Source organism: Bradyrhizobium genosp. L (assembly GCF_015624485.1).
Taxonomy (GTDB): domain Bacteria; phylum Pseudomonadota; class Alphaproteobacteria; order Rhizobiales; family Xanthobacteraceae; genus Bradyrhizobium.
On the sequence record NZ_CP061378.1, the window covers coordinates 2,454,088 to 2,473,441 of the forward strand.

The window sequence follows — 19,354 nt, forward strand, 5'->3', positions numbered from 1 at the left end:
TAGAAAGGACGATTAGACATTATATCACGCTTGGTGTTGGCTTGTCCTTGTCGAGATTATGGGCAGGAGGGGCCTATGACTGTTTTTGCGGCAGCGCAGCGAACCCAAGGGGAAGCTCGAGGCGAACCGGTGCTTGAGAGCGCCGAAGCGCGACGCGCCTATCGCAGCGGGACGGTTTCCGCCCCGACCACCGCCGGCGTCGCCAACGGCTTCGTCCAGGGCAATCTCGCGATCCTTCCCGAAAAACTCGCCGGCGCCTTCCACCGCTTCTGCCAGCTCAATCCAAAGCCGTGCCCAATCATCGGCATGTCCGATGTCGGCGATCCCAGGATCCCGGCACTCGGCCTCGACCTCGATATCCGCACCGACGTGCCGCGCTACCGGGTCTGGCGCGACGGCGAGGTGGCGGATGAGCCGACCGACATCATGAAATACTGGCGCGACGATTTCGTCGCCTTCGTGCTTGGCTGCTCATACTCCTTTGAAGAAGCGCTGCTCGACGACGGGCTGCCGATCCGTCACATCGAACGCAACCTGCGTGTGCCAATGTACCGCACCAATATCGCGTGCAGCGCGTCCGGACCGTTTGCCGGGCCGATGGTGGTGTCGATGCGTCCGTTCAAGCCGGCGGAAGCGATCCGCGCCGTGCAGATCACCTCGCGCTTTCCCTCGGTGCATGGCGCGCCGGTGCATCTCGGCCATCCGCATTTGATCGGCATCAAGGACGTCGCCAAGCCCGATTACGGCGATGCCGTGCCGGTTGGCGACGACGAGATCCCGGTGTTCTGGGCCTGCGGGGTGACGCCGCAATCGGTGATTGCAAGCGCAAAGCTGCCGTTCGCGATCACGCATTCGCCCGGCCTGATGCTGGTGACCGACCTCAGGAACAGGCAGCTCGCTGTGCTCTGAATAGGCAATTCGTGCAATTCATTCGGGCTTTACTGCGCGCTACAAGCGTTTCATCGATAAAAACAGACTGACCAAGGGGAATTTCGCATGACGATCTCTCGCCGCAACGTGTTGCTCGGCGCTACCGGTGCCACCGCCGCCGCTGCGCTCGGCCCGATGGCCGCACGCGCGCAGACCAGTGAAGTCGCCATCGGCGTGATCTATCCGTTGTCCGGCTCCAGCGCCGCGATCGGCGTCGACGCGCAGCACGCGTTCAACACCGCAGCCGAGATCATCAACAAGGACTACAATTTCGCCTTGCCGCTCGCCAAGGGCGAAGGCCTGACCGGTCTCGGCGGTGCCAAGGTCAAGCTGGTGTTCGCCGATCACCAGGCCGATCCGCAGAAGGGCCGTGCCGAAACGGAGCGGCTGATCACCCAGGAGAAGGTCTGTGCCGTCGTCGGCACCTATCAGAGCGCAGTCGCCGTCACCGTCAGCCAGACCTGCGAGCGCTACCAGATCCCCTTCATCTCGGCCGACAATTCCTCGCCGAGCCTGCATCGCCGCGGACTGAAATACTACTTCCGCGCCTCGCCGCATGACGAGATGTTCTCCGCCGCGATGTTCGACTTCTTCGATGCGATGAAGAAGAAGGGTCAAAAGATCGAGACGCTGTCGCTGTTCCACGAAGACACCATCTTCGGCACCGATTCGGCGAATGCCCAGACCAAGCTCGCCGGCGAGCGCGGCTACAAGATCGTCGCCGACATCAAGTATCGCGCCAACTCGCCGTCGCTGACCGCCGAGGTGCAGCAGCTCAAGGCCGCCAATGCCGACGTGCTGATGCCGTCGAGCTACACCACCGACGCGATCCTCTTGGTCAAGACCATGGCGGAGCTCGGCTACAAGCCGAAGAACATCATGGCGCAGGATGCCGGCTTCTCGGAGAAGGCGGTGTATGACGCGGTCGGCGACAAGCTCGAAGGCGTGATCTCGCGCGGCAGCTTCTCGCTCGACCTCGCGCAGAAGCGGCCGATGGTCGGGCTGATCAACGAGATGTACCGCGCCAAGTCCGGCAAGGACTTCAACGACTACACCTCGCGCCAGTTCATGGGCCTAATCGTGATGGCCGATGCCATCAACCGCGCCAAGTCGACCGACGGCGACAAGATCCGCGAAGCGCTGGTCGCGACCGACATGCCCGGCGACGTCACCATCATGCCGTGGCGCCGCATCAAGTTCGACGAGATGGGCCAGAACAACTTCGCCGATCCGGTGCTGCTGCAATATGTCGCGAAGAACTTCGTCACCATCTTCCCGGAACAGGCCGCCGTCTCCGAGGCGATCTGGCCGATGAACAGCTGATCCGTCGGACGCAACAGGGGGCAGACGGCGGTGACAGCCGAGACCATTATCCAGAGTCTGGCGAGCGGCCTGCTGATGGGGCTGCTCTACGGGCTGATCGCCGCCGGCCTCGCATTGATCTTCGGATTGATGGACGTCGTGAATTTCGCCCATGGCGAGTTCCTGATGATCGCGATGTACGTGACGTTCTTCCTGTTCACGTTCTTCGCGATCGATCCCTTGCTCGCGGCGCCGCTGGTCGCCGCGGCATTGTTCGTGTTCGGCGCGGTGATCTATCTGTTAGTGGTCCGCTTCGCGATGCGCGCCAAGGCCAATGCCGGCATGGTGCAGATCTTCTCGACCTTCGGGCTTGCGATCGTGATGCGGGGCCTGGCGCAGTTCTTCTTCACGCCCGATTACCGCAGCATTCCGCAGTCCTTGCTCGGCGGCAAGACCGTGTCGATCGGCGGCATCTTTCTGCCGGAGCCGCAACTGATCGGCGCGATGCTGTCGATCGTGGCTTTCGTCGCGCTCTACTTCTTCATCAACCGCACCGATTTCGGCCGCGCGCTCGAGGCGACGCGCGAGGATGCCGGCGCGGTGGCGCTGGTCGGCATCGACAAGAACCGGGTGTTCGCGCTCGGCTGGGGCCTCGGTGCCGCGCTGGTCGGCCTCGCCGGCGCCATCATGGCGATCTTCTTCTACATCTATCCCGATGTCGGTGCGTCCTTTGCGCTGATTGCCTATGTCACCGTGGCGCTCGGCGGCTTCGGCAGCGTGTTCGGCGCCTTTGCCGGCGGCATCCTGGTCGGCCTGGTCGAAGCCTCGACCGCGCTTCTGCTGCCGCCGTCGCTGAAATCGGTCGGCATCTATGCCGTCTATCTCCTGGTCGTCTTCATCCGCCCGCGCGGCCTGTTCGGATCGATGTGATGGACACCCACTTCGCCCAACGCCGCAGGCGTGACCTGATCATGGCTGGCTGCCTCGCGGTCGTCGCCGCGCTGGTGCCGCTGTTCGTCAAGGACGTCTACGTCCAGAACATCATGGTGCTGACCCTGATGTATGCCGCGCTGTCGCAGAGCTGGAACATCCTGTCAGGCTATTGCGGGCAGATCTCGCTCGGGCATGCGCTGTATTTCGGCCTCGGCGCCTATGCCACCGCGTTGCTGTTCACCAAATTCGGTGTGCTGCCCTGGTTTGGCATGCTGGCCGGCGGGGCGATCTCCGCAGTCATCGCGATGGCGCTCGGCTATCCCTGCTTCCGGCTGCGCGGGCACTACTTCGTGATCGCGACCATCGTGATCGCCGAGATCGCGCTCTTGCTGTTCCAGAACTGGGATTGGGCCGGCGCAGCTCTCGGCATCGACATCCCCGTGCGCGGCGACAGCTGGCTGAAATTCCAGTTCGCCCGCTCGAAACTGCCTTACTTCTATTTCGCGCTGGCGCTCGCCTGCATCGCCTGGCTCGTCACCTGGTGGCTGGAAGACTCCAAATGGGGCTATTGGTGGCGTGCGGTGAAGGACAATCCGGATGCCGCCGAAAGCCTCGGCGTCGTCGTGTTCAATTCCAAGATGGGCGCCGCGGCGGTCTCCGCGTTCCTGGTCGCGGTCGGCGGCAGCTTCTACGCCCAGTTCGTCTCCTATATAGACCCCGAAAGCGTGATGGGTTTCCAGTTCTCCCTGCTGATGGCGCTCCCTGCGGTGTTAGGCGGCATCGGCACGCTGTGGGGGCCGGTTCTGGGTGCGGTAATCCTGATCCCGCTCACCGAGCTGACGCGCTCCTTCGTCGGCGGCTCCGGGCGCGGCGTCGATCTGATCGTCTATGGCGCGCTGATCGTGCTGATCTCGCTGGCGCTGCCGCGCGGGCTGGTCAGTGTGTTCTCTCTGCGCAAGGGGGCCACACGATGACGGCGCTGTTGGAGACCCGCGGCGTCTGGCAGCGCTTCGGCGGCCTCGTCGCCAACAGCGACGTCTCGATCTCGGTCGGGCGCGGCGAGATCGTCGGCCTGATCGGGCCGAACGGCGCCGGCAAGTCGACCCTGTTCAACCTGATCGCGGGCGTGCTGCCGCCGACCCAAGGCTCGATCATCTTCGACGGCGAGGACGTCACCAAACTGCCGGCGGCAGAACGCTGCCAGCGCGGCGTCGGGCGCACCTTCCAGGTCGTCAAGAGCTTTGAGACCATGACCGTGATCGACAACGTCATCGTCGGCGCGCTGATCCGCAACACGGCGATGCGCATCGCGCGCAAGAAGGCCTATGAGGTGCTGGAATTCTGCGGCCTGGCCGCGCGGGCAGACGTGCTTGCCAGCGATCTCGTGCCATCGGAGAAGCGGCGGCTCGAAGTGGCCCGCGCGCTCGCCACCGAACCGAAGCTGCTGTTGCTCGACGAAGTGCTCACCGGTCTGACCCCGGTCGAGGCGCAGACCGGTGTCGAGCTGGTGCGCAAGGTGCGCGCCACCGGGGTCACCGTGCTGATGGTCGAGCATGTCATGGAAATCGTGATGCCGCTGGTCGACCGCGCCATCGTGCTCAATCTCGGCAAGGTGCTGGTCGAGGGCAAGCCGACCGAAGTGGTTCGCAATCCAGAGGTCATTTCTGCCTATCTCGGGGATCGTCATGCTGTCGGTGCGTGAAGTCACCACCGCCTATCAGGGCCTGGTTGCGATCTCCTCGGTGTCGATCGACGTCACCAAGGGCGAGATCGTCTGCGTCGCCGGCGCCAACGGCGCGGGCAAGTCGACGCTCTTGAAATCGATCGCCGGCGCCGAGCGTCCGCGCGCAGGGACCGTCACCTTCGATGGCAAGCGCATCGACGGCCAGCCGCAGCACGTCATCACGTCAGGCGGCATCGCTTTCGTGCCGGAGAACCGCCGGCTGTTTCCGCGCCTTTCGGTGCGCGACAATCTCCGCCTCGGCAGCTACCTCTACCGCAGCCAGGCCGACCGCGATGCGCCGCTCGATCTCGTCTTTCAGCTGTTCCCGCGGCTCTCGGAGCGGCTCGACCAGCGCGCCGAAACTTTGTCCGGTGGCGAGCAGCAGATGCTGGCGATCGGCCGCGCGCTGATGACGCGGCCGCGGCTGTTGATGCTCGACGAGCCGTCGCAGGGCATCATGCCGAAGCTGGTGGATGAAATCTTCCAGGCCGTCAAACGCATCCGCGACGCCGGCATGACGGTCCTGATCGTCGAGCAGCGCATGGCCGAGTGCCTGGAGATCGCCGACCGCGCCTACATCCTGCAAACCGGCCGCGTACTGATGCAGGGCACGGCGGCCGAGATCAGCGGCAATCCCGACGTGCGCAAGGCGTATCTCGGGCTTTGATCCGGTTATCGCCACGTACACGGGCGTCATCCTGAGGTGCCCGCCTCTTCGGCGGGCCTCGAAGGATGGCCACTGGCGGGCTGGTAGCCCATCCTTCGAGGCTCGCTCCGCTCGCACCTCAGGATGACGCCGGTGTTTGTGGCAGCTGAAGCACGGTAGGGCGGATTAGCCGAAGGCGTAATCCGCCGTGGTGCTGGTTGCACAAAGCGGCGGATTGCGCTCCGCTAATCCGCCCTACGAATTTAATGCCCATGCTCCGGCAGCGTCAGCCCGAACACCTTTGTCAAATCCTTGACCTGATCCGGTGACAGATACCGCGGGTTCAGCCCGCGCAGCAGCAGATAGAGCTTTGCCGTCTCTTCCAGCTCTTCCGTCGCGAACACCGCGGCTTCCAGCGTATCTCCCGACACCACCGGGCCGTGATTGGCGAGCAGCACGGACGAATATTGCCCCGCCAGCCCCCTGATCGCATCCGCCACATCAGGATCGCCGGGACGATAATACGGCACCAATGCGGTCTGGCCGCATTTCATCACGTAATAGGCCGTCAGCGGCGGCAGTGCGGCGCGCGGGTCGATTTCGGACAGCATCGAGAGCGCGACCGAATGGGTGGAGTGCAGGTGCACCACCGCACGCGCGGCAGACCGCGTCTGGTACAGCGCGGTGTGCAGCGGCACTTCCTTGGTCGGAGCGTCGCCGGAGACCAAGCGGCCGTTCGCGTCGAGCCGCGACATTTTCGCCGGATCGAGGAAGCCGAGCGAAGCATTGGTCGGCGTCACCAGCCAGCCGCCGTCGTCGAGCCGGACGCTGACATTGCCGGATGATCCCGGCGTCAGCCCGCGCTCGAACAGCGAGCGGCCGAAGCGGCAGATGTCCTCACGAAGCTTTGTTTCGCTCATGGCGCGCAAGCCTCCCGTCTTTTCGCCTTGTCTCATGCTTTGGCAGCGTGGCCAAGCCGTGATAGGCAAAGCAGCAAAGCTAGAGAACACCGAGGGATCGCCGCATGTCCAGTTCCGTAAAACCGCGCATCGCCGTCATTGGCCTCGGCTCGATGGGATACGGCATGGCGACCTCGCTGAACCGCGCCGGCTTCGCGGTCACCGGCTGCGACGTGTCGGCGGACGCAGTCGCGCGTTTCGTGAAGGACGGCGGCAAGGGCGCCGGAGCGCCGGCCCAGGCGGCGAAGGATGCCGACATCGTCGTCAGCGTCGTCGTCAACGCGGCGCAAACCGAGACCATCCTGTTTGGCAAGGACGGCGTCGCCGAGACGCTTGCCAAAGACGCGGTATTCATCTCCTCCGCGACGATGGACCCCGACATCGCACGGCGCCTCGCAAAGCAGCTCGAGGCGACTGGTCGGCATTACCTCGATGCCCCGATCTCCGGCGGCGCGCAGCGCGCCGCGCAGGGCGAGCTCACCATCCTCGCCTCCGGCAGCGCGGCGGCGTTCGCCAAGGCGCGGCCGGCGCTGGATGCGATGGCGGCAAAGCTCTACGAGCTCGGCGATGCCGCAGGGCAGGGCGCCGCGTTCAAGATGATCAACCAGCTGCTCGCCGGCGTGCACATCGCAGCCGCCTCGGAGGCGATCGCCTTTGCCGCGAAACAGGGCCTCGATATCCGCAAGGTCTATGAGGTGATCACCGCCTCCGCCGGCAATTCCTGGATGTTCGAGAACCGCATGCCGCACGTGCTCGACGGCGACTACGCGCCGCGCAGCGCGGTCGAGATCTTCGTGAAAGACCTCGGCATCATCCAGGACATGGCGCGCAATGCGCGTTTCCCGGTGCCGGTCTCGGCCGCCGCGTTGCAGATGTTCCTGATGACATCGGCCGCCGGCATGGGCCGCGACGACGACGCCTCGGTGGCGCGGATGTATGCGCAGGTCACCGGCACCAAACTCCCCGGCGAGAAATAAGAGGACTTTTGCAATGCCCCGTTTTGCCGCCAACCTCACCATGATGTTCAACGAGGTCCCGTTCCTCGACCGCTTCGAGGCGGCGGCGAAGGCCGGCTTCACCGCGGTCGAATTCCTGTTTCCCTATGAGCATCCGGCGGAAGAGGTCGGCAAACGACTGAAGGCGGCCGGCCTGACGCAGGCGCTGTTCAACCTGCCGCCAGGCGACTGGAGCGCCGGCGAGAAGGGCTTTGCCGCGCTGCCGGATCGCTTCAGCGACCTGCAAGTGAGCCTGAAGACCGCGCTGCCCTATGCGCATGCGACCGGCGTCAAGCGGCTGCATTTGATGGCGGGTATCGCCGATCGCAGCGACGCCAAGGCGGTCGCGGCGTTCCGCAAGTCGGTCGCCTATGCCGCGGAGTTCTTCGCCCCGCACGGCGTCGACGTCGTGATCGAGCCGATCAATCCGCGCAACGTGCCCGGCTACTTCCTCAACGACTTCATCTTCGCGCGCGACCTGATCAACGAGCTGAAGATTGCGAATCTGAAGCTGCAGTTCGACATCTACCACTGCCAGATCATCCATGGCGACGTCACCATGCGGCTGCGCGAGATGATGCCGTTCATCGGCCACATCCAGATCGCCTCGATCCCCTCGCGCAACGAGCCCGACGGCGAAGAGCTGAACTATCCGTTCCTGTTCGATGAGCTGGACCGGCTCGGCTATGGCGGCTTCGTCGGCTGCGAATACAATCCGCGCGGCAAGACCACCGACGGTCTCGCCTGGTTCAGGCCCTACGCCGGAGCAAAGCCATGACTCTCGCCAGGGAACTGTCTCTTGGCTGCATCGCCGACGACTATACCGGCGCCTCCGACCTCGCCAACACGCTGACCCGCGCGGGCCTGCGCACCGTGCAGACCATCGGCGTGCCGGCCTCCGATCTCACGCTGCCCGAGGTCGACGCGGTCGTCGTCTCGCTGAAGAGCCGCTCGATCGAGGCCGGGCTTGCCGTGACGCGCTCGCGCGCCGCGGAGACCTGGCTGCGCGGACGCGGCGCGGCGCATGTCCTGTTCAAGATCTGCTCGACTTTCGATTCCACGGATGCCGGCAACATCGGCCCGGTCATGGACGCGCTGCGCGCCGATTCCGGCGACAGCGTCGTGCTGGTGACGCCGGCCTTTCCGGAGACCGGCCGCACCGTCTACCAGGGCAATCTGTTCGTCGGCGCGGTGCCGTTGAACGAGAGCCCGCTGAAGGACCACCCGCTCAACCCGATGCGCGATTCCAACCTGGTGCGTGTGCTCGCGCGGCAGAGCAGGACCAAGGTCGGGCTGGTCGATCTGGCGACACTCGCCCGCGGCGCCGACGCGGTCCGGGCCAAGCTCGCCGATCTCGCCGCCAAGGGCATTGGTGCCGCGATCATCGATGCCGTGTTCGACCGCGACCTCGAAACCATCGGGCAGGTGGCACTGGACCATCGGCTGTCGGTCGGCGCCTCCGGCATCGGGCTTGGCCTGGCGCGAGGTCTGATCGCTTCAGGCAGGGTGAAGCCAGCCGCGGCGAATGCAACGCCGGAGATGGCGGTCGGCGGCCCCGCCGCCTGCCTCGCCGGCAGCTGTTCGCAGGCGACGTTGCAGCAGATCGCCGGCGCCGAAAAACGGATGCCGGTGCTGCATCTCGATCCCGAGCGGATCGTCACGACCAAGGATGAGGCGCAGCGTGCGCTCTCCTGGGCAAAGGGACGGCTCGGCGAGGGCCCGATCCTGATCGCCAGCAGCGCGACACCCGAGCATGTCGCAGCTCTGCAATCCCGGCATGGCCGCGATGCAGTCGGACATGCCATCGAGCAGGCGATGGCCGACCTCGCCGAGGGACTGGTCGGCGCGGGCGTGCGCAGACTGGTGATTGCCGGTGGTGAAACTTCAGGCGCCGTGGTCGATCGCTTGCGGATTCCCGGCTTCCTGGTCGGCGCTGAAATCGCTGCGGGGGTTCCGGTTTTGCGCGCGGTCGGCGCGGCAAGCGGCGAGATGCTGCTTGCCCTGAAATCAGGCAATTTCGGCGGACCGGAATTCTTCTCGGATGCGCTTGCCCTGATGCGCTGACACACGCCGTCGCGGCTTATGTCACGGCGGTAACGGCGTCTCCGTAGTTCAACGGGGAACCAAATTAACCGTAACGAAGGTGGGACGCTGGCTTTGATGCCTGCGGCGTCCCGCCGCGCCAGCAGCCGATTTTCCGCACCTTTCGGGTCTCGCGAGCCCGACATCAATAGGCATCACGATGTTCGCCAAATTCTCGATCCGCGCCAAGATCATCGCCGTGGTTGCGTTCCTGCTCGTCGCGATGATGGCGATGGGTCTGCTCGCGGTGCAGAGCATGCGGGCGATCAACGCCAACACCGTCGACATCACGACGAGCTGGCTGCCCAGCGTCCGCGTGCTCGGCGATCTTCGCGCCGGCGTCATCACCTACCGCAACGTGATCCGCGAGCACATGCTCGCCGAGACGCTCGAGGAGAAGCTGGCGCAGGAGAAGACCCTTGCGACGGTGATCGACGCCAACACCAAATTCCGCGCGACCTATGAGGCGATGATCACCTCTCCGGAAGAGCGGGCGCTCTACAAGCAGTGGACCGACACCTGGGACCGCTACCGGAAGGGCACCGAAGAGGTGATGGCGTTGTCGCGCAAGGAAGCCGGCAAGTTTCCGCACGACGCTCACGAGCTGAATACCAAGACCGTGAACAAGATCGGCCTCGAGGCCGATGAGATCATGCGCAAGGATATCGATCTCAACAACACCGGCGCGGACAAGGCCGCGAAGGACGCAGCCGACAATTTCTCCTCGGCATTCATGCTGCTCTGCCTGATGATCGGCGCGGCCGTCGTCATTGGCGTCGGCGTCAGCTTCATGATGATCCGCGACGTCTCGGCCGGCATCGCCTCGATCATCGCGCCGATGCAGGCGCTGGGCCGCGGCGACCTCACCGCCACCGTGCCGCACCAGGGCGAGAAGACCGAGATCGGCGCAATGGCCGACACGCTTCAGGTGTTCAAGGAAGCCCTGATCGCCAAGAAGGCCGCTGACGAGGCTGCCGCCGTGGACGCCGAAGCCAAGATCGAGCGCGGCCGCCGGGTTGATGGCATCACCCGCAATTTCGAGCAGATGATCGGCGAGATCGTACAGACCGTGTCGTCGGCCTCGACCCAGCTCGAAGCCTCCGCCGGCACGCTGTCCTCGACCGCCAAGCGCTCGCAGGAATTGACCACCACGGTCGCCGCAGCCTCCGAGGAGGCCTCCGCCAATGTGCAGTCGGTGGCGTCGGCGACCGAGGAACTGTCGTCCTCGGTGACCGAAATCAGCCGCCAGGTGCAGGAATCGGCGCGGATGGCCGGAGACGCCGTCGGCCAGGCGCGCACCACCAACGATCGCGTCAGCGAGCTGTCGAAGGCCGCATCCCGCATCGGCGACGTCGTCGAGCTGATCAACACCATTGCCGGCCAGACCAACCTGCTGGCGCTGAACGCCACCATCGAAGCCGCGCGCGCCGGCGAGGCCGGCCGCGGCTTTGCGGTGGTCGCCTCCGAGGTGAAGGCGCTCGCCGAGCAGACCGCGAAGGCGACCGGCGAGATCGGCCAGCAGATTGCAGGCATCCAGGCCGCAACGCAGGAATCGGTCGGCGCGATCAAGGAGATCTCCTCGACCATCGAACGCCTGTCGGAGATTTCGTCGACCATCGCGGCCGCAGTCGAGGAGCAGGGCGCGGCGACCCAGGAAATCTCGCGCAACGTGCAGCAGGCCGCCCATGGCACCCAGCAGGTTTCGGCCAACATCAGCGACGTGCAGCACGGCGCGACCGAAACCGGCTCGGCCTCGAGCCAGGTGCTGTCTGCGGCGCAGTCGCTCTCCGGCGACAGCAACCGCCTCAAGCTCGAGGTCGGCAAATTCCTCGACGCCGTGCGCGCGGCCTGACATAGATTGCAAGATGACACGTTGGAGAATGCCCGGCCGTTGCAGGCCGGGCATTTTTCTTGGTGTGTTGCCGGTGTCGCATGCTCCGTCATTCAACGGAAGGCGCGGTTAACCAACCGTAGTTCCACGCGCGATAATTTGCCACGGCGCGACGAGGCCCATCGCAGAAGAGGTGGTCGCAACAAAACACTCCCGCATCCCGAGCGCGCGGCGAGCCGGCCGCGAATATCAGCTATGTGCAGCGCTGCGCCGTCGAGACCGGATCGGCCTCATCGCAGGTGCTCGGCGCGGCGCAGTCACTTTCGGGTGACAGCAACCGCCTCAAGCTCGAGGTCGGCCGGTTCCTGAGCAACGTGCGGGCGGCCTGACGCGCGGGAAAAGCAGCCATCCGGCGGTTCGCGCTGCTGGCTCCAGCCGCGCGCGTTTTGCGAGCTATGCCAAGGAAGTGAAGGGCTCCGTGCCTGCGTGGGTTGGCCTTTCACCCTCTATCGGGTAGATCGGCCGTTGGAAACGCCGATTCCATTGCCTTGGGCGGGCTTATTTCGGGAATGCCACTTTTATGATCGCACTGGTCCGTATCGCGCTGAGCCGGCCATATACTTTCGTCGTGCTCGCGCTGCTGCTCCTGATCATCGGACCGCTGGCGGCGCTGCGCACGCCGACCGACATCTTTCCGGATATCCGCATCCCCGTGATCGGCGTGGTCTGGCAGTACACCGGCCTGCCGCCGGACCAGATGAGCGGGCGTATCACCACACCGTTCCAGCGCGCGCTGACCACGACCGTCAACGACATCGAGCACATCGTCGCCAATTCCTATAATGGCGTCGGCATCATCAAGATCTTCTTCCAGCCCAACGTCGATATCCGCACCGCCAACGCCCAGGTCACCGCGATCTCGCAGACTCTGCTGAAGCAGATGCCGCCGGGTGCGACACCGCCGCTGATCCTGAACTACAGCGCCTCGACCGTGCCGATCATCCAGGTCGCGCTGTCGGGCGACGGCCTGACCGAGCAGAATCTCGCCGATATCGGCATCAACCAGCTGCGGACGCCGCTGGTCACCGTGCCCGGCGCCGCGATCCCGTACCCGTTCGGCGGCAAGCAGCGCCAGGTTCAGATCGACCTCAACTCGACGTCACTGCAGGCGCGCGGCCTGTCCGGCCAGGACGTCGCCAATGCACTCGCCGCCCAGAACCTGATCACGCCGGTCGGCACCCAGAAGATCGGCGGCTTCGAATACACCGTCAATCTCAACAACTCGCCGCTCAAGCTCGAGGAGCTCGGCGACCTCCCGATCAAGCAGGTCAACGGCGCCATGGTCTATGTGCGCGACGTCGCCACGGTGCGCGACGGCAACCCGCCGCAGACCAACATCGTGCACGTCGACGGCAACCGTTCGGTGCTGATGATGGTGCTGAAGGCGGGCGCGACCTCGACGCTCGATATCATCTCCGGCATCAAGCAGAAGGTGATCGACGTCAAGGACCAGATGCCGGATGCGCTGAAGATCGGCTTCATCGGCGACCAGTCGGTGTTCGTCCGCGGCGCGATCACCGGCGTCGCCTTCGAAGGCGTGATCGCGGCGCTGCTCACCAGCGTGATGATCTTGCTATTCCTCGGCAGCTGGCGTTCGACCGTCATCATCGCGGTGTCGATCCCGCTGTCGGTGCTGGGCGCCATCATCATGCTGTCGGCGATCGGCGAGACGCTGAACATCATGACGCTCGGTGGGCTGGCGCTCGCCGTCGGCATCCTGGTCGACGATGCCACGGTGACGATCGAGAACATCAACTACCACCTCGAGCAGGGCAAGCCGGTCGAGCAGTCGATCCTCGACGGTGCCAACCAGATCGTGACGCCGGCCTTCGTCTCGCTGCTCTGCATCTGCATCGTGTTCGTGCCGATGTTCTTCCTGACCGGCGTGGCGCGCTTCCTGTTCGTGCCGATGGCGGAAGCGGTGATGTTCGCGATGATCTGGTCGTTCATCCTGTCGCGCACGCTGGTGCCGACCATGGCGAACTATCTGCTGCACGCCCACGTCCACCACGAGGGCGGACCGCCGAAATCGCGCAACCCCTTGGTCTGGTTCCAGCGCGGCTTCGAGGCGCGGTTCGAGCGCATCCGCAGCGGCTATCGCGGCCTGCTCGAGATGGCGCTCGGCCACCGCAAGGTGTTCGTGAGCCTGTTCCTGATGGTCGTCGCCGCCTCGTTCGTGCTGGTGCCGTACCTCGGGCGCAACTTCTTCCCCTCCGTCGATGCCGGCAACATCCTGATGCACGTCCGCACCCAGGTCGGCACCCGCGTCGAGGAGAGCGCCAACCAGCTCGCCGATATCCAAAAGGCGATCCGCAAGCTGGTCCCCGGCGAGATCGAGACCATGACCGACAACATCGGCATGCCGATCTCCGGCATCAACATGACCTACAACAACACCGGCGTGATCGGCCCGCAGGACGGCGACATCCAGATCCGCCTCAAGGAAGGCCACAAGCCGACCGCGCAGCATGTGCGCACGCTGCGCGAGCAGCTGCCGCGGCTGTTCCCGGGTACCAGTTTCGCCTTCCTGCCCGCCGACATCGTCAGCCAGATCCTCAATTTCGGCGCGCCGGCGCCGATCGACCTGCAGATCCGCGGCGCCAATCTCGAAGCCAACTTCGCTTACGCCAACAAGCTGCTGGCGAAGATCAAGCGCATTCCCGGCATCGCCGATGCGCGCATCCAGCAGTCGCCGAACAACCCGACCTTCAACATCGATGTCGACCGCACCCGCGCGCAATATGTCGGCCTGACCGAGCGCGACGTCACCAATGCGCTGGTGGTCAACCTCGCCGGCTCCTCGCAGGTCGCGCCGACCTACTACCTCAATCCCGACAACGGCGTGTCGTATTCGATCGTGATGCAGACGCCGCAATACCAGATCGACTCCTTGAGCGCGTTGCAGACCCTGCCGATCACCGCGACCGGCAACACCCAGGCGCCGATCCTCGGCGGCATCGCCGACATCAAGCGCGCGACCTCGAGCGCGGTGGTCTCGCAATACGACATCCAGTCGCTGGTGCAGATCTACGCGACGACTCAAGGCCGCGATCTCGGCGGGGTGGCGACCGACGTGCGCCAGCTGATCGCCGATACCGCCAAGGAGGTGCCGAAGGGCTCGTCCGTGGTGCTGCTCGGCCAGGTGCAGACCATGAACGCGGCCTTCACCGGCCTGTTGTTCGGCCTGCTCGGCGCGATCGTGCTGATCTATTTCCTGATCGTGGTGAACTTCCAGTCCTGGTCGGACCCGTTCGTGATCATCACGGCGCTGCCGGCGGCGCTTGCCGGCATCGTCTGGATGCTGTTCACGACCCAGACCACGCTGTCGGTTCCTGCGCTGACCGGCGCCATCATGTGCATGGGCGTCGCGACCGCCAACAGCGTGCTCGTGATCAGCTTTGCCCGCGAGCGCTACGAGGAGCTCGGCGACCCCGTCGCGGCTGCTCTGGAAGCCGGTTTCGTCCGGTTCCGCCCAGTGCTGATGACCGCGCTTGCCATGATCATCGGCATGGCGCCGATGGCGCTGGGGCTGGGCGAGGGCGGCGAGCAGAACGCCCCGCTCGGCCGTGCCGTGATCGGCGGCCTGATCTTTGCAACCTTCGCGACGCTGATGTTTGTTCCCGTGGTATTCAGTATGGTACACAAGAAACAAGGCGCCAAAGTCGCCGCCGCCGCCTCATCGGAGATGCCGCATGCCGCCCACTGAACAACGCCCCCCGGTTTCGCACCGGAAATTGGGCATCTTCGGCGTGGTGGCGCTGATTGGCGCAGGGCTGATCGTCGGCACCGGAATTCGCGCCCGTGAGGAGCAGGACACGCGGCTGAAGGAATGGACCGACGACCAGGCCGTTCCAAGCGTCGCGGTCTCGCTGCCCAACGCCAAGGCGCTGAGTCCCACGCTCGACCTGCCGGGCCGGCTCGAGGCCTATACCCGCGCGCCGATCTTCGCCCGGGTGTCCGGCTACCTGAAGAGCTGGAACGCCGACATCGGCGCCCGGGTCAAGGCCGGCCAGGTGATCGCCGAGATCGAGGCGCCCGACCTCGACCAGCAATTGCTGCAGGCGCGCGCCGATCTCGCCAGCGCCCAGGCCAGCGCCAAGCTGTCGGAAGCCACGCTGGCCCGGCGCAAGACGCTGGTGGCCTCGAACTTCGTCTCCGCCCAGGAGATCGACGAGCGCACCGCCGACCTCTCCAACAAGAACGGCGCTGTGAAGGCCGATCAGGCCAATGTCGAGCGGCTGGAAGCGCTCGCCGGCTACAAGAAGATCACGGTGCCGTTCGACGGCGTGGTCACCTCGCGCGACACCGACGTCGGCGCGCTGATCAATGCCGGCGGCACGACGGGCCCCGCGATGTTCACGATCTCGGACGTCCGCAAGCTGCGCGTCTATGTCAACGTGCCGCAGAACTACGTTCCTGCGATCAAGATCGGCGCCAAGGCCGCGCTCACGATGCCGGAATATCCGAACCGCACCTTCCAAGCCACGGTGGAGGCCTCCTCGCAGGCGGTCGACGTCGCTTCCGGCACGACGCGGATGCAGCTCGGGCTCGACAATTCCTCCGGTGAATTGATGCCGGGCGGCTACGCCAGCGTGAAGCTCAATCTGCAGCGCGATTCCATGCCGCTCAGCATTCCTGCCAGCGCGCTGATCTTCAACAGCAACGGCCTGCGGGTTGCCACCGTGACGCCCGAGGACAAGGTGCTGTTCAAGACGGTCACGATCGGCCGCGACCTCGGCAAGGAGATCGAGCTTGCCTCCGGCCTCGCCCCCGACGACCGCATCATCACCGCCCCGCCGGACGGTCTCGCCGACGGCGACCAAGTCCGCGTCACAGGCGCCGGCGCCAAAGGCAAGCCGACCGCCTCCGAAAAGCAGGACGTGAAGGGGTAGGAGCAGAAGCTCCTTACTTCGCCATGCCCGGGCTTGACCCGGGCATCCACGTTCTTCAACCAGTCCGATGCGTAGGGTGGGCAAACGCGCGTTAGCTAGCGCCGTGCCCACCATTTCATGCACTGCTCGTGATGGTGGGCACGCTTCGCTTGCCCACCCTACGATTCTTTACCCCACCCGCCATTCCAGCATGCCGTCGACGGCGGTGACGATGTCGCCGGTCGTCCCGACCGGCGTCCGCTCCATGTTCTGCAAATGCTCGAGCGTCCCCGTGTCGCTCGCCGGCACGCGGCCGAGCGTGCGGCGGCCGTCCTCGGTGCGCAGCATGGTGACGCCGTGCTCGACTTCGCCATTGCCGCGATAGATCACGGTGAAAGCCTCGACCTTGCCCTTGCCGCGCGCGTCCGTCGTGAACTCGGGCACTGTGCCGCGATGGCGATCGGCCTCCGCCTGCACTGAGGTCGCCTGCTTCAACTCTGCCTGCGGTGCCACGCGCGACAGCACCAGGCCGTGATGCTTGGTGACGAACCCGCCCTGGCCATAGAGCAGGCCGAGCGTGCCGCCGCTTCTCAATTTGCGCACCATCGCGCAGGCCGCATGTGTCATGTAGGTGTTGAGCGGCGCGCCGAAGAAGGTGAGGCCGCCGGTGACGGTCGGCTGCACGTCGGCGCCCAGGCCCAGCGTCCGCCGTGCCATCTTCGGCACGCAGGGGAAGCAGCTGTAGAGCTCGATCGCGTCGAATTTCCTGCCGTCGCCCTCGACGAGGTCCATGACCGCCTTCAGCACCGCGGTCTGCGCGTGGCTCTCGACGAACTGGTCGCGGATCAAATAGTCGCGCGGCTCTTCCGCCGACGCGCCGCCGAGCGGATAGATCAGTCTGTCTTCCGGCACGCCGGCGGCGCGCGCCTTGGCCAGGCTGGTGAGGATCAGTGCGCCGCCCATGTTCACGGTCGGGTTCGCCACCATCAGTTTGGTGTAGGGCCAGGCGATCATCCGATTGTCCGGCGTCGCCGTCGTGATCTCCTCGCCGGTGAAAGACTTCTTCAGCCACGAGTTCGGATTGCCGGCCGCAACCCGCGCATAGGTCGCCCACAAGTCGCCTGACTCCTTGAGCGCTTCGCGCGGCGCCTGGCCCCATGCCGCCGACGTCGCGGATTCATACAGCGGATAGACCGTGATCGGCCTGAACACGCCGAGCGTCACCGCCATCGGCTTCTGGTATGCGGCGCCGCGTTTCGGCTCCTCGACGTCATGCGTGAACGGCGTCCACGGCAGCTCGACGCCGGCGCGCTGCGCCTTGGTCGCGGTCGACTGGGCCTCGGCGCCGCACACCGCGGCGACGCTGCATTCGCCGCGCGCGATGCGTTGCGCCGCCTCGTGCAGATAGCGGATCGGGCTCTCGCCGCCGACCGGGCCGTAGTAGAGGTGTGCTGGCGCAATGCCGAGCCGCTGCGCCAGTTGCTTCTCGGGATCGCGGTAGCGCCAGCTCAGGAAGTTGACGACGTCGAGCGACTGCACCTCGGAGAGCAGCCTTGCGCCGCTATCGGCCTCGGCGCGCTGCAGCGCTTGCTCGAGCAGCGTGAGCGGTTCGAGTCCTGCCGCGATGTCTTTCGGACGATCGACGATTTCGCCGACGCCGACGATGACGGGAATGCGGTCTTCGGGGATGCTGTTCGACATTCTTGTTCTTATGCCCTGAGATTAGACTCGATGTTCGTTCTATGCGTCATTGCGAGCGAAGCGAAGCAATCCATTCCACCGCGTACGCGGAGCGGTGGATTGCTTCGTCGCTGCGCTCCTCGCAATGACGGGGAGGGACTGTTACTCCGCCACCAGCGCATTCATGTGCTCGACGGCTTCGGCAAAATCCTCCTTGAACTCCTGCACCACGGCGCCGGCCGATTTCACGCTGTCGATCAGGCCGACGCCCTGGCCGACGAAATAGCTGACGAGGTCGCGCGCCTTGACGTTGCCGGCGGCTGCCGAGCGGTCGATGGCGTTGAAGGCGTCGCGGCTGATGATGCTCTGCAGCGGCATCGGCAGCGCGCCGGGGCTGTCGGGCGCGCGCTCCCATGCATCGGTCCAGACCGAGCGGAGCTGTCGCGCCGGCTTTCCGGTGCGGCCCTTCGAGCGCACCGCGTCGCGCGAGGAGGCCGCGATCATCTTCTCGCGGAAGATCTCCGAAGTCTCAGACTCGACCGTGGCAAGCCACACCGATCCGGTCCAGGCCCCGGCCGCGCCCATTGCCATGCAGGCCGCCATCTGCCTGCCCGTCATGATGCCGCCGGCCGCCAGCACCGGCACATCGCGGATCGGTTTGATCGCCTTGATCACCTCGGGCACCAGCACCATGGTCGAGACCTCGCCGCAATGGCCGCCGGCCTCGGTGCCCTGCACCACGAGGATATCGACGCCAGCCGCGACCTGGCGCAGCGCGTGCTCCTTGGCGCCGACGAGAGCTGCAACCGGCACGCCATGGGCGCGGCCGCGCTCGATCATCGTCTTCGGCGGGACGCCGAGCGCATTCGCAATCAGCTTGATCGGATGACGGAAGGAGACGTCGAGCAGCTGCAGCGCAGTCTCGCCGTCGAACGGCTGCGGCGCGTTGTCGGCGACGTTGCTGGTCGCGAGCTCGATGTCGTGCTTCTTGAGCAGATTGCGGGTGAAGTCGCGGTGCTCCGGCGAGATGCGCGCCTCCAGGCTCTTCCAGGTGACGTTCTTCTCGCCCGCGGTCGAGATGTTTTCCGGGATCAGCACGTCGATGCCATAGGGCTTGCCGTCGACATGGGCGTCGATCCACTTCAGCTCCTGCTCGAGCGTATCAGGGGAATGCGCGGTGGCGCCGAGCACGCCGAAGCCGCCGGCGCGGCTGACCGCCGCCACCACGTCGCGGCAATGGCTGAAGGCGAGCAGGGGGAATTCGATCCCCAGCATGTCGCAGATCGGTGATTTCATCGATGGTCTCTCCCGACGGCCGCTTCTCGTGCTTCTCGGCGTGCCG

At 65.4% G+C, this 19,354-nt stretch carries 15 protein-coding genes; 12 read left to right on the forward strand and 3 right to left on the reverse strand.

Features of this window, described 5'->3' with window-relative positions:
• Positions 1-75: 75 nt before the first annotated feature.
• The 6 genes from IC762_RS11325 to IC762_RS11350 all read left to right on the forward strand — a co-directional run bounded on the left by IC762_RS11325 (position 76) and on the right by IC762_RS11350 (position 5,555).
• Positions 76-909 carry a putative hydro-lyase gene (locus IC762_RS11325; RefSeq protein ID WP_195788878.1) on the forward strand — a complete coding sequence of 278 codons (834 nt, stop codon included), beginning with the start codon at positions 76-78 and terminating at the stop codon, positions 907-909.
• 87 nt (positions 910-996) lie between these two features.
• The gene (locus IC762_RS11330; RefSeq protein WP_195788879.1) at positions 997-2,253 is read left to right on the forward strand and encodes an ABC transporter substrate-binding protein; all 1,257 of its coding nucleotides are present in this window, start codon (positions 997-999) and stop codon (positions 2,251-2,253) included.
• A gap of 75 nt (positions 2,254-2,328) precedes the next feature.
• Positions 2,329-3,162, forward strand: a complete 834-nt coding sequence (locus IC762_RS11335; protein ID WP_246801643.1) for a branched-chain amino acid ABC transporter permease — start codon at positions 2,329-2,331, stop codon at positions 3,160-3,162.
• Positions 3,162-4,139: a branched-chain amino acid ABC transporter permease gene (locus tag IC762_RS11340; RefSeq protein ID WP_195788881.1), complete on the forward strand. Its 978-nt coding sequence runs from the start codon at positions 3,162-3,164 to the stop codon at positions 4,137-4,139. The genes IC762_RS11335 and IC762_RS11340 overlap by 1 nt, the downstream gene beginning before the upstream one ends.
• Positions 4,136-4,867 (forward strand): ABC transporter ATP-binding protein, encoded by a 732-nt coding sequence (locus tag IC762_RS11345; protein WP_195788882.1) that lies wholly within the window; start codon positions 4,136-4,138, stop codon positions 4,865-4,867. Before IC762_RS11340 ends, IC762_RS11345 begins: the two co-directional genes overlap by 4 nt.
• Positions 4,851-5,555, forward strand: a complete 705-nt coding sequence (locus tag IC762_RS11350) for an ABC transporter ATP-binding protein (RefSeq protein ID WP_195788883.1) — start codon at positions 4,851-4,853, stop codon at positions 5,553-5,555. Before IC762_RS11345 ends, IC762_RS11350 begins: the two co-directional genes overlap by 17 nt.
• A gap of 242 nt (positions 5,556-5,797) precedes the next feature.
• Here the strand turns inward: IC762_RS11350 and IC762_RS11355 are convergent, their stop codons facing one another.
• On the reverse strand, positions 5,798-6,454 hold the full coding sequence (locus IC762_RS11355; RefSeq protein ID WP_246801516.1) for an aldolase: 657 nt from the start codon (positions 6,452-6,454) through the stop codon (positions 5,798-5,800).
• Between the two features lie 104 nt (positions 6,455-6,558).
• Between IC762_RS11355 and ltnD the strand changes: the two genes are divergently transcribed.
• The 6 genes from ltnD to IC762_RS11385 all read left to right on the forward strand — a co-directional run bounded on the left by ltnD (position 6,559) and on the right by IC762_RS11385 (position 16,353).
• Positions 6,559-7,470 carry an L-threonate dehydrogenase gene (ltnD, locus tag IC762_RS11360; RefSeq protein WP_195788885.1) on the forward strand — a complete coding sequence of 304 codons (912 nt, stop codon included), beginning with the start codon at positions 6,559-6,561 and terminating at the stop codon, positions 7,468-7,470.
• A gap of 13 nt (positions 7,471-7,483) precedes the next feature.
• A complete protein-coding gene (otnI, locus tag IC762_RS11365; protein WP_195788886.1) occupies positions 7,484-8,266 on the forward strand; it encodes a 2-oxo-tetronate isomerase in 783 nt (260 codons plus the stop codon).
• Positions 8,263-9,552, forward strand: a complete 1,290-nt coding sequence (otnK, locus tag IC762_RS11370; protein ID WP_195788887.1) for a 3-oxo-tetronate kinase — start codon at positions 8,263-8,265, stop codon at positions 9,550-9,552. The genes otnI and otnK overlap by 4 nt, the downstream gene beginning before the upstream one ends.
• A 178-nt stretch (positions 9,553-9,730) precedes the next feature.
• Positions 9,731-11,422, forward strand: a complete 1,692-nt coding sequence (locus tag IC762_RS11375; protein ID WP_195788888.1) for a methyl-accepting chemotaxis protein — start codon at positions 9,731-9,733, stop codon at positions 11,420-11,422.
• Between the two features lie 559 nt (positions 11,423-11,981).
• Positions 11,982-15,167, forward strand: a complete 3,186-nt coding sequence (locus tag IC762_RS11380) for an efflux RND transporter permease subunit (RefSeq protein ID WP_195788889.1) — start codon at positions 11,982-11,984, stop codon at positions 15,165-15,167.
• A complete protein-coding gene (locus IC762_RS11385; protein WP_195788890.1) occupies positions 15,154-16,353 on the forward strand; it encodes an efflux RND transporter periplasmic adaptor subunit in 1,200 nt (399 codons plus the stop codon). The genes IC762_RS11380 and IC762_RS11385 overlap by 14 nt, the downstream gene beginning before the upstream one ends.
• A gap of 168 nt (positions 16,354-16,521) precedes the next feature.
• On the opposite strand, the gene IC762_RS11390 is transcribed toward IC762_RS11385, so the two are convergent.
• Together IC762_RS11390 and IC762_RS11395 are read right to left on the reverse strand one after the other, a co-directional pair.
• Positions 16,522-18,033 carry an acetyl-CoA acetyltransferase gene (locus tag IC762_RS11390; protein WP_195788891.1) on the reverse strand — a complete coding sequence of 504 codons (1,512 nt, stop codon included), beginning with the start codon at positions 18,031-18,033 and terminating at the stop codon, positions 16,522-16,524.
• Between the two features lie 141 nt (positions 18,034-18,174).
• The gene (locus IC762_RS11395) at positions 18,175-19,308 is read right to left on the reverse strand and encodes a nitronate monooxygenase (protein WP_195788892.1); all 1,134 of its coding nucleotides are present in this window, start codon (positions 19,306-19,308) and stop codon (positions 18,175-18,177) included.
• Positions 19,309-19,354 lie beyond the last annotated feature (46 nt).

What these genes read in the sequence shown, in the direction of transcription:
- IC762_RS11325 (WP_195788878.1), top strand. Translation starts at nt 76, where the DNA reads ATGACTGTTTTTGCGGCAGCGCAGCGAACCCAAGGGGAAGCTCGAGGC.
- IC762_RS11330 (WP_195788879.1), top strand. Translation starts at nt 997, where the DNA reads ATGACGATCTCTCGCCGCAACGTGTTGCTCGGCGCTACCGGTGCCACC.
- IC762_RS11335 (WP_246801643.1), top strand. Translation starts at nt 2,329, where the DNA reads ATGGGGCTGCTCTACGGGCTGATCGCCGCCGGCCTCGCATTGATCTTC.
- IC762_RS11340 (WP_195788881.1), top strand. Translation starts at nt 3,162, where the DNA reads ATGGACACCCACTTCGCCCAACGCCGCAGGCGTGACCTGATCATGGCT.
- IC762_RS11345 (WP_195788882.1), top strand. Translation starts at nt 4,136, where the DNA reads ATGACGGCGCTGTTGGAGACCCGCGGCGTCTGGCAGCGCTTCGGCGGC.
- IC762_RS11350 (WP_195788883.1), top strand. Translation starts at nt 4,851, where the DNA reads ATGCTGTCGGTGCGTGAAGTCACCACCGCCTATCAGGGCCTGGTTGCG.
- IC762_RS11355 (WP_246801516.1), bottom strand. Translation starts at nt 6,454, where the DNA reads ATGAGCGAAACAAAGCTTCGTGAGGACATCTGCCGCTTCGGCCGCTCG.
- ltnD (WP_195788885.1), top strand. Translation starts at nt 6,559, where the DNA reads ATGTCCAGTTCCGTAAAACCGCGCATCGCCGTCATTGGCCTCGGCTCG.
- otnI (WP_195788886.1), top strand. Translation starts at nt 7,484, where the DNA reads ATGCCCCGTTTTGCCGCCAACCTCACCATGATGTTCAACGAGGTCCCG.
- otnK (WP_195788887.1), top strand. Translation starts at nt 8,263, where the DNA reads ATGACTCTCGCCAGGGAACTGTCTCTTGGCTGCATCGCCGACGACTAT.
- IC762_RS11375 (WP_195788888.1), top strand. Translation starts at nt 9,731, where the DNA reads ATGTTCGCCAAATTCTCGATCCGCGCCAAGATCATCGCCGTGGTTGCG.
- IC762_RS11380 (WP_195788889.1), top strand. Translation starts at nt 11,982, where the DNA reads ATGATCGCACTGGTCCGTATCGCGCTGAGCCGGCCATATACTTTCGTC.
- IC762_RS11385 (WP_195788890.1), top strand. Translation starts at nt 15,154, where the DNA reads ATGCCGCCCACTGAACAACGCCCCCCGGTTTCGCACCGGAAATTGGGC.
- IC762_RS11390 (WP_195788891.1), bottom strand. Translation starts at nt 18,033, where the DNA reads ATGTCGAACAGCATCCCCGAAGACCGCATTCCCGTCATCGTCGGCGTC.
- IC762_RS11395 (WP_195788892.1), bottom strand. Translation starts at nt 19,308, where the DNA reads ATGAAATCACCGATCTGCGACATGCTGGGGATCGAATTCCCCCTGCTC.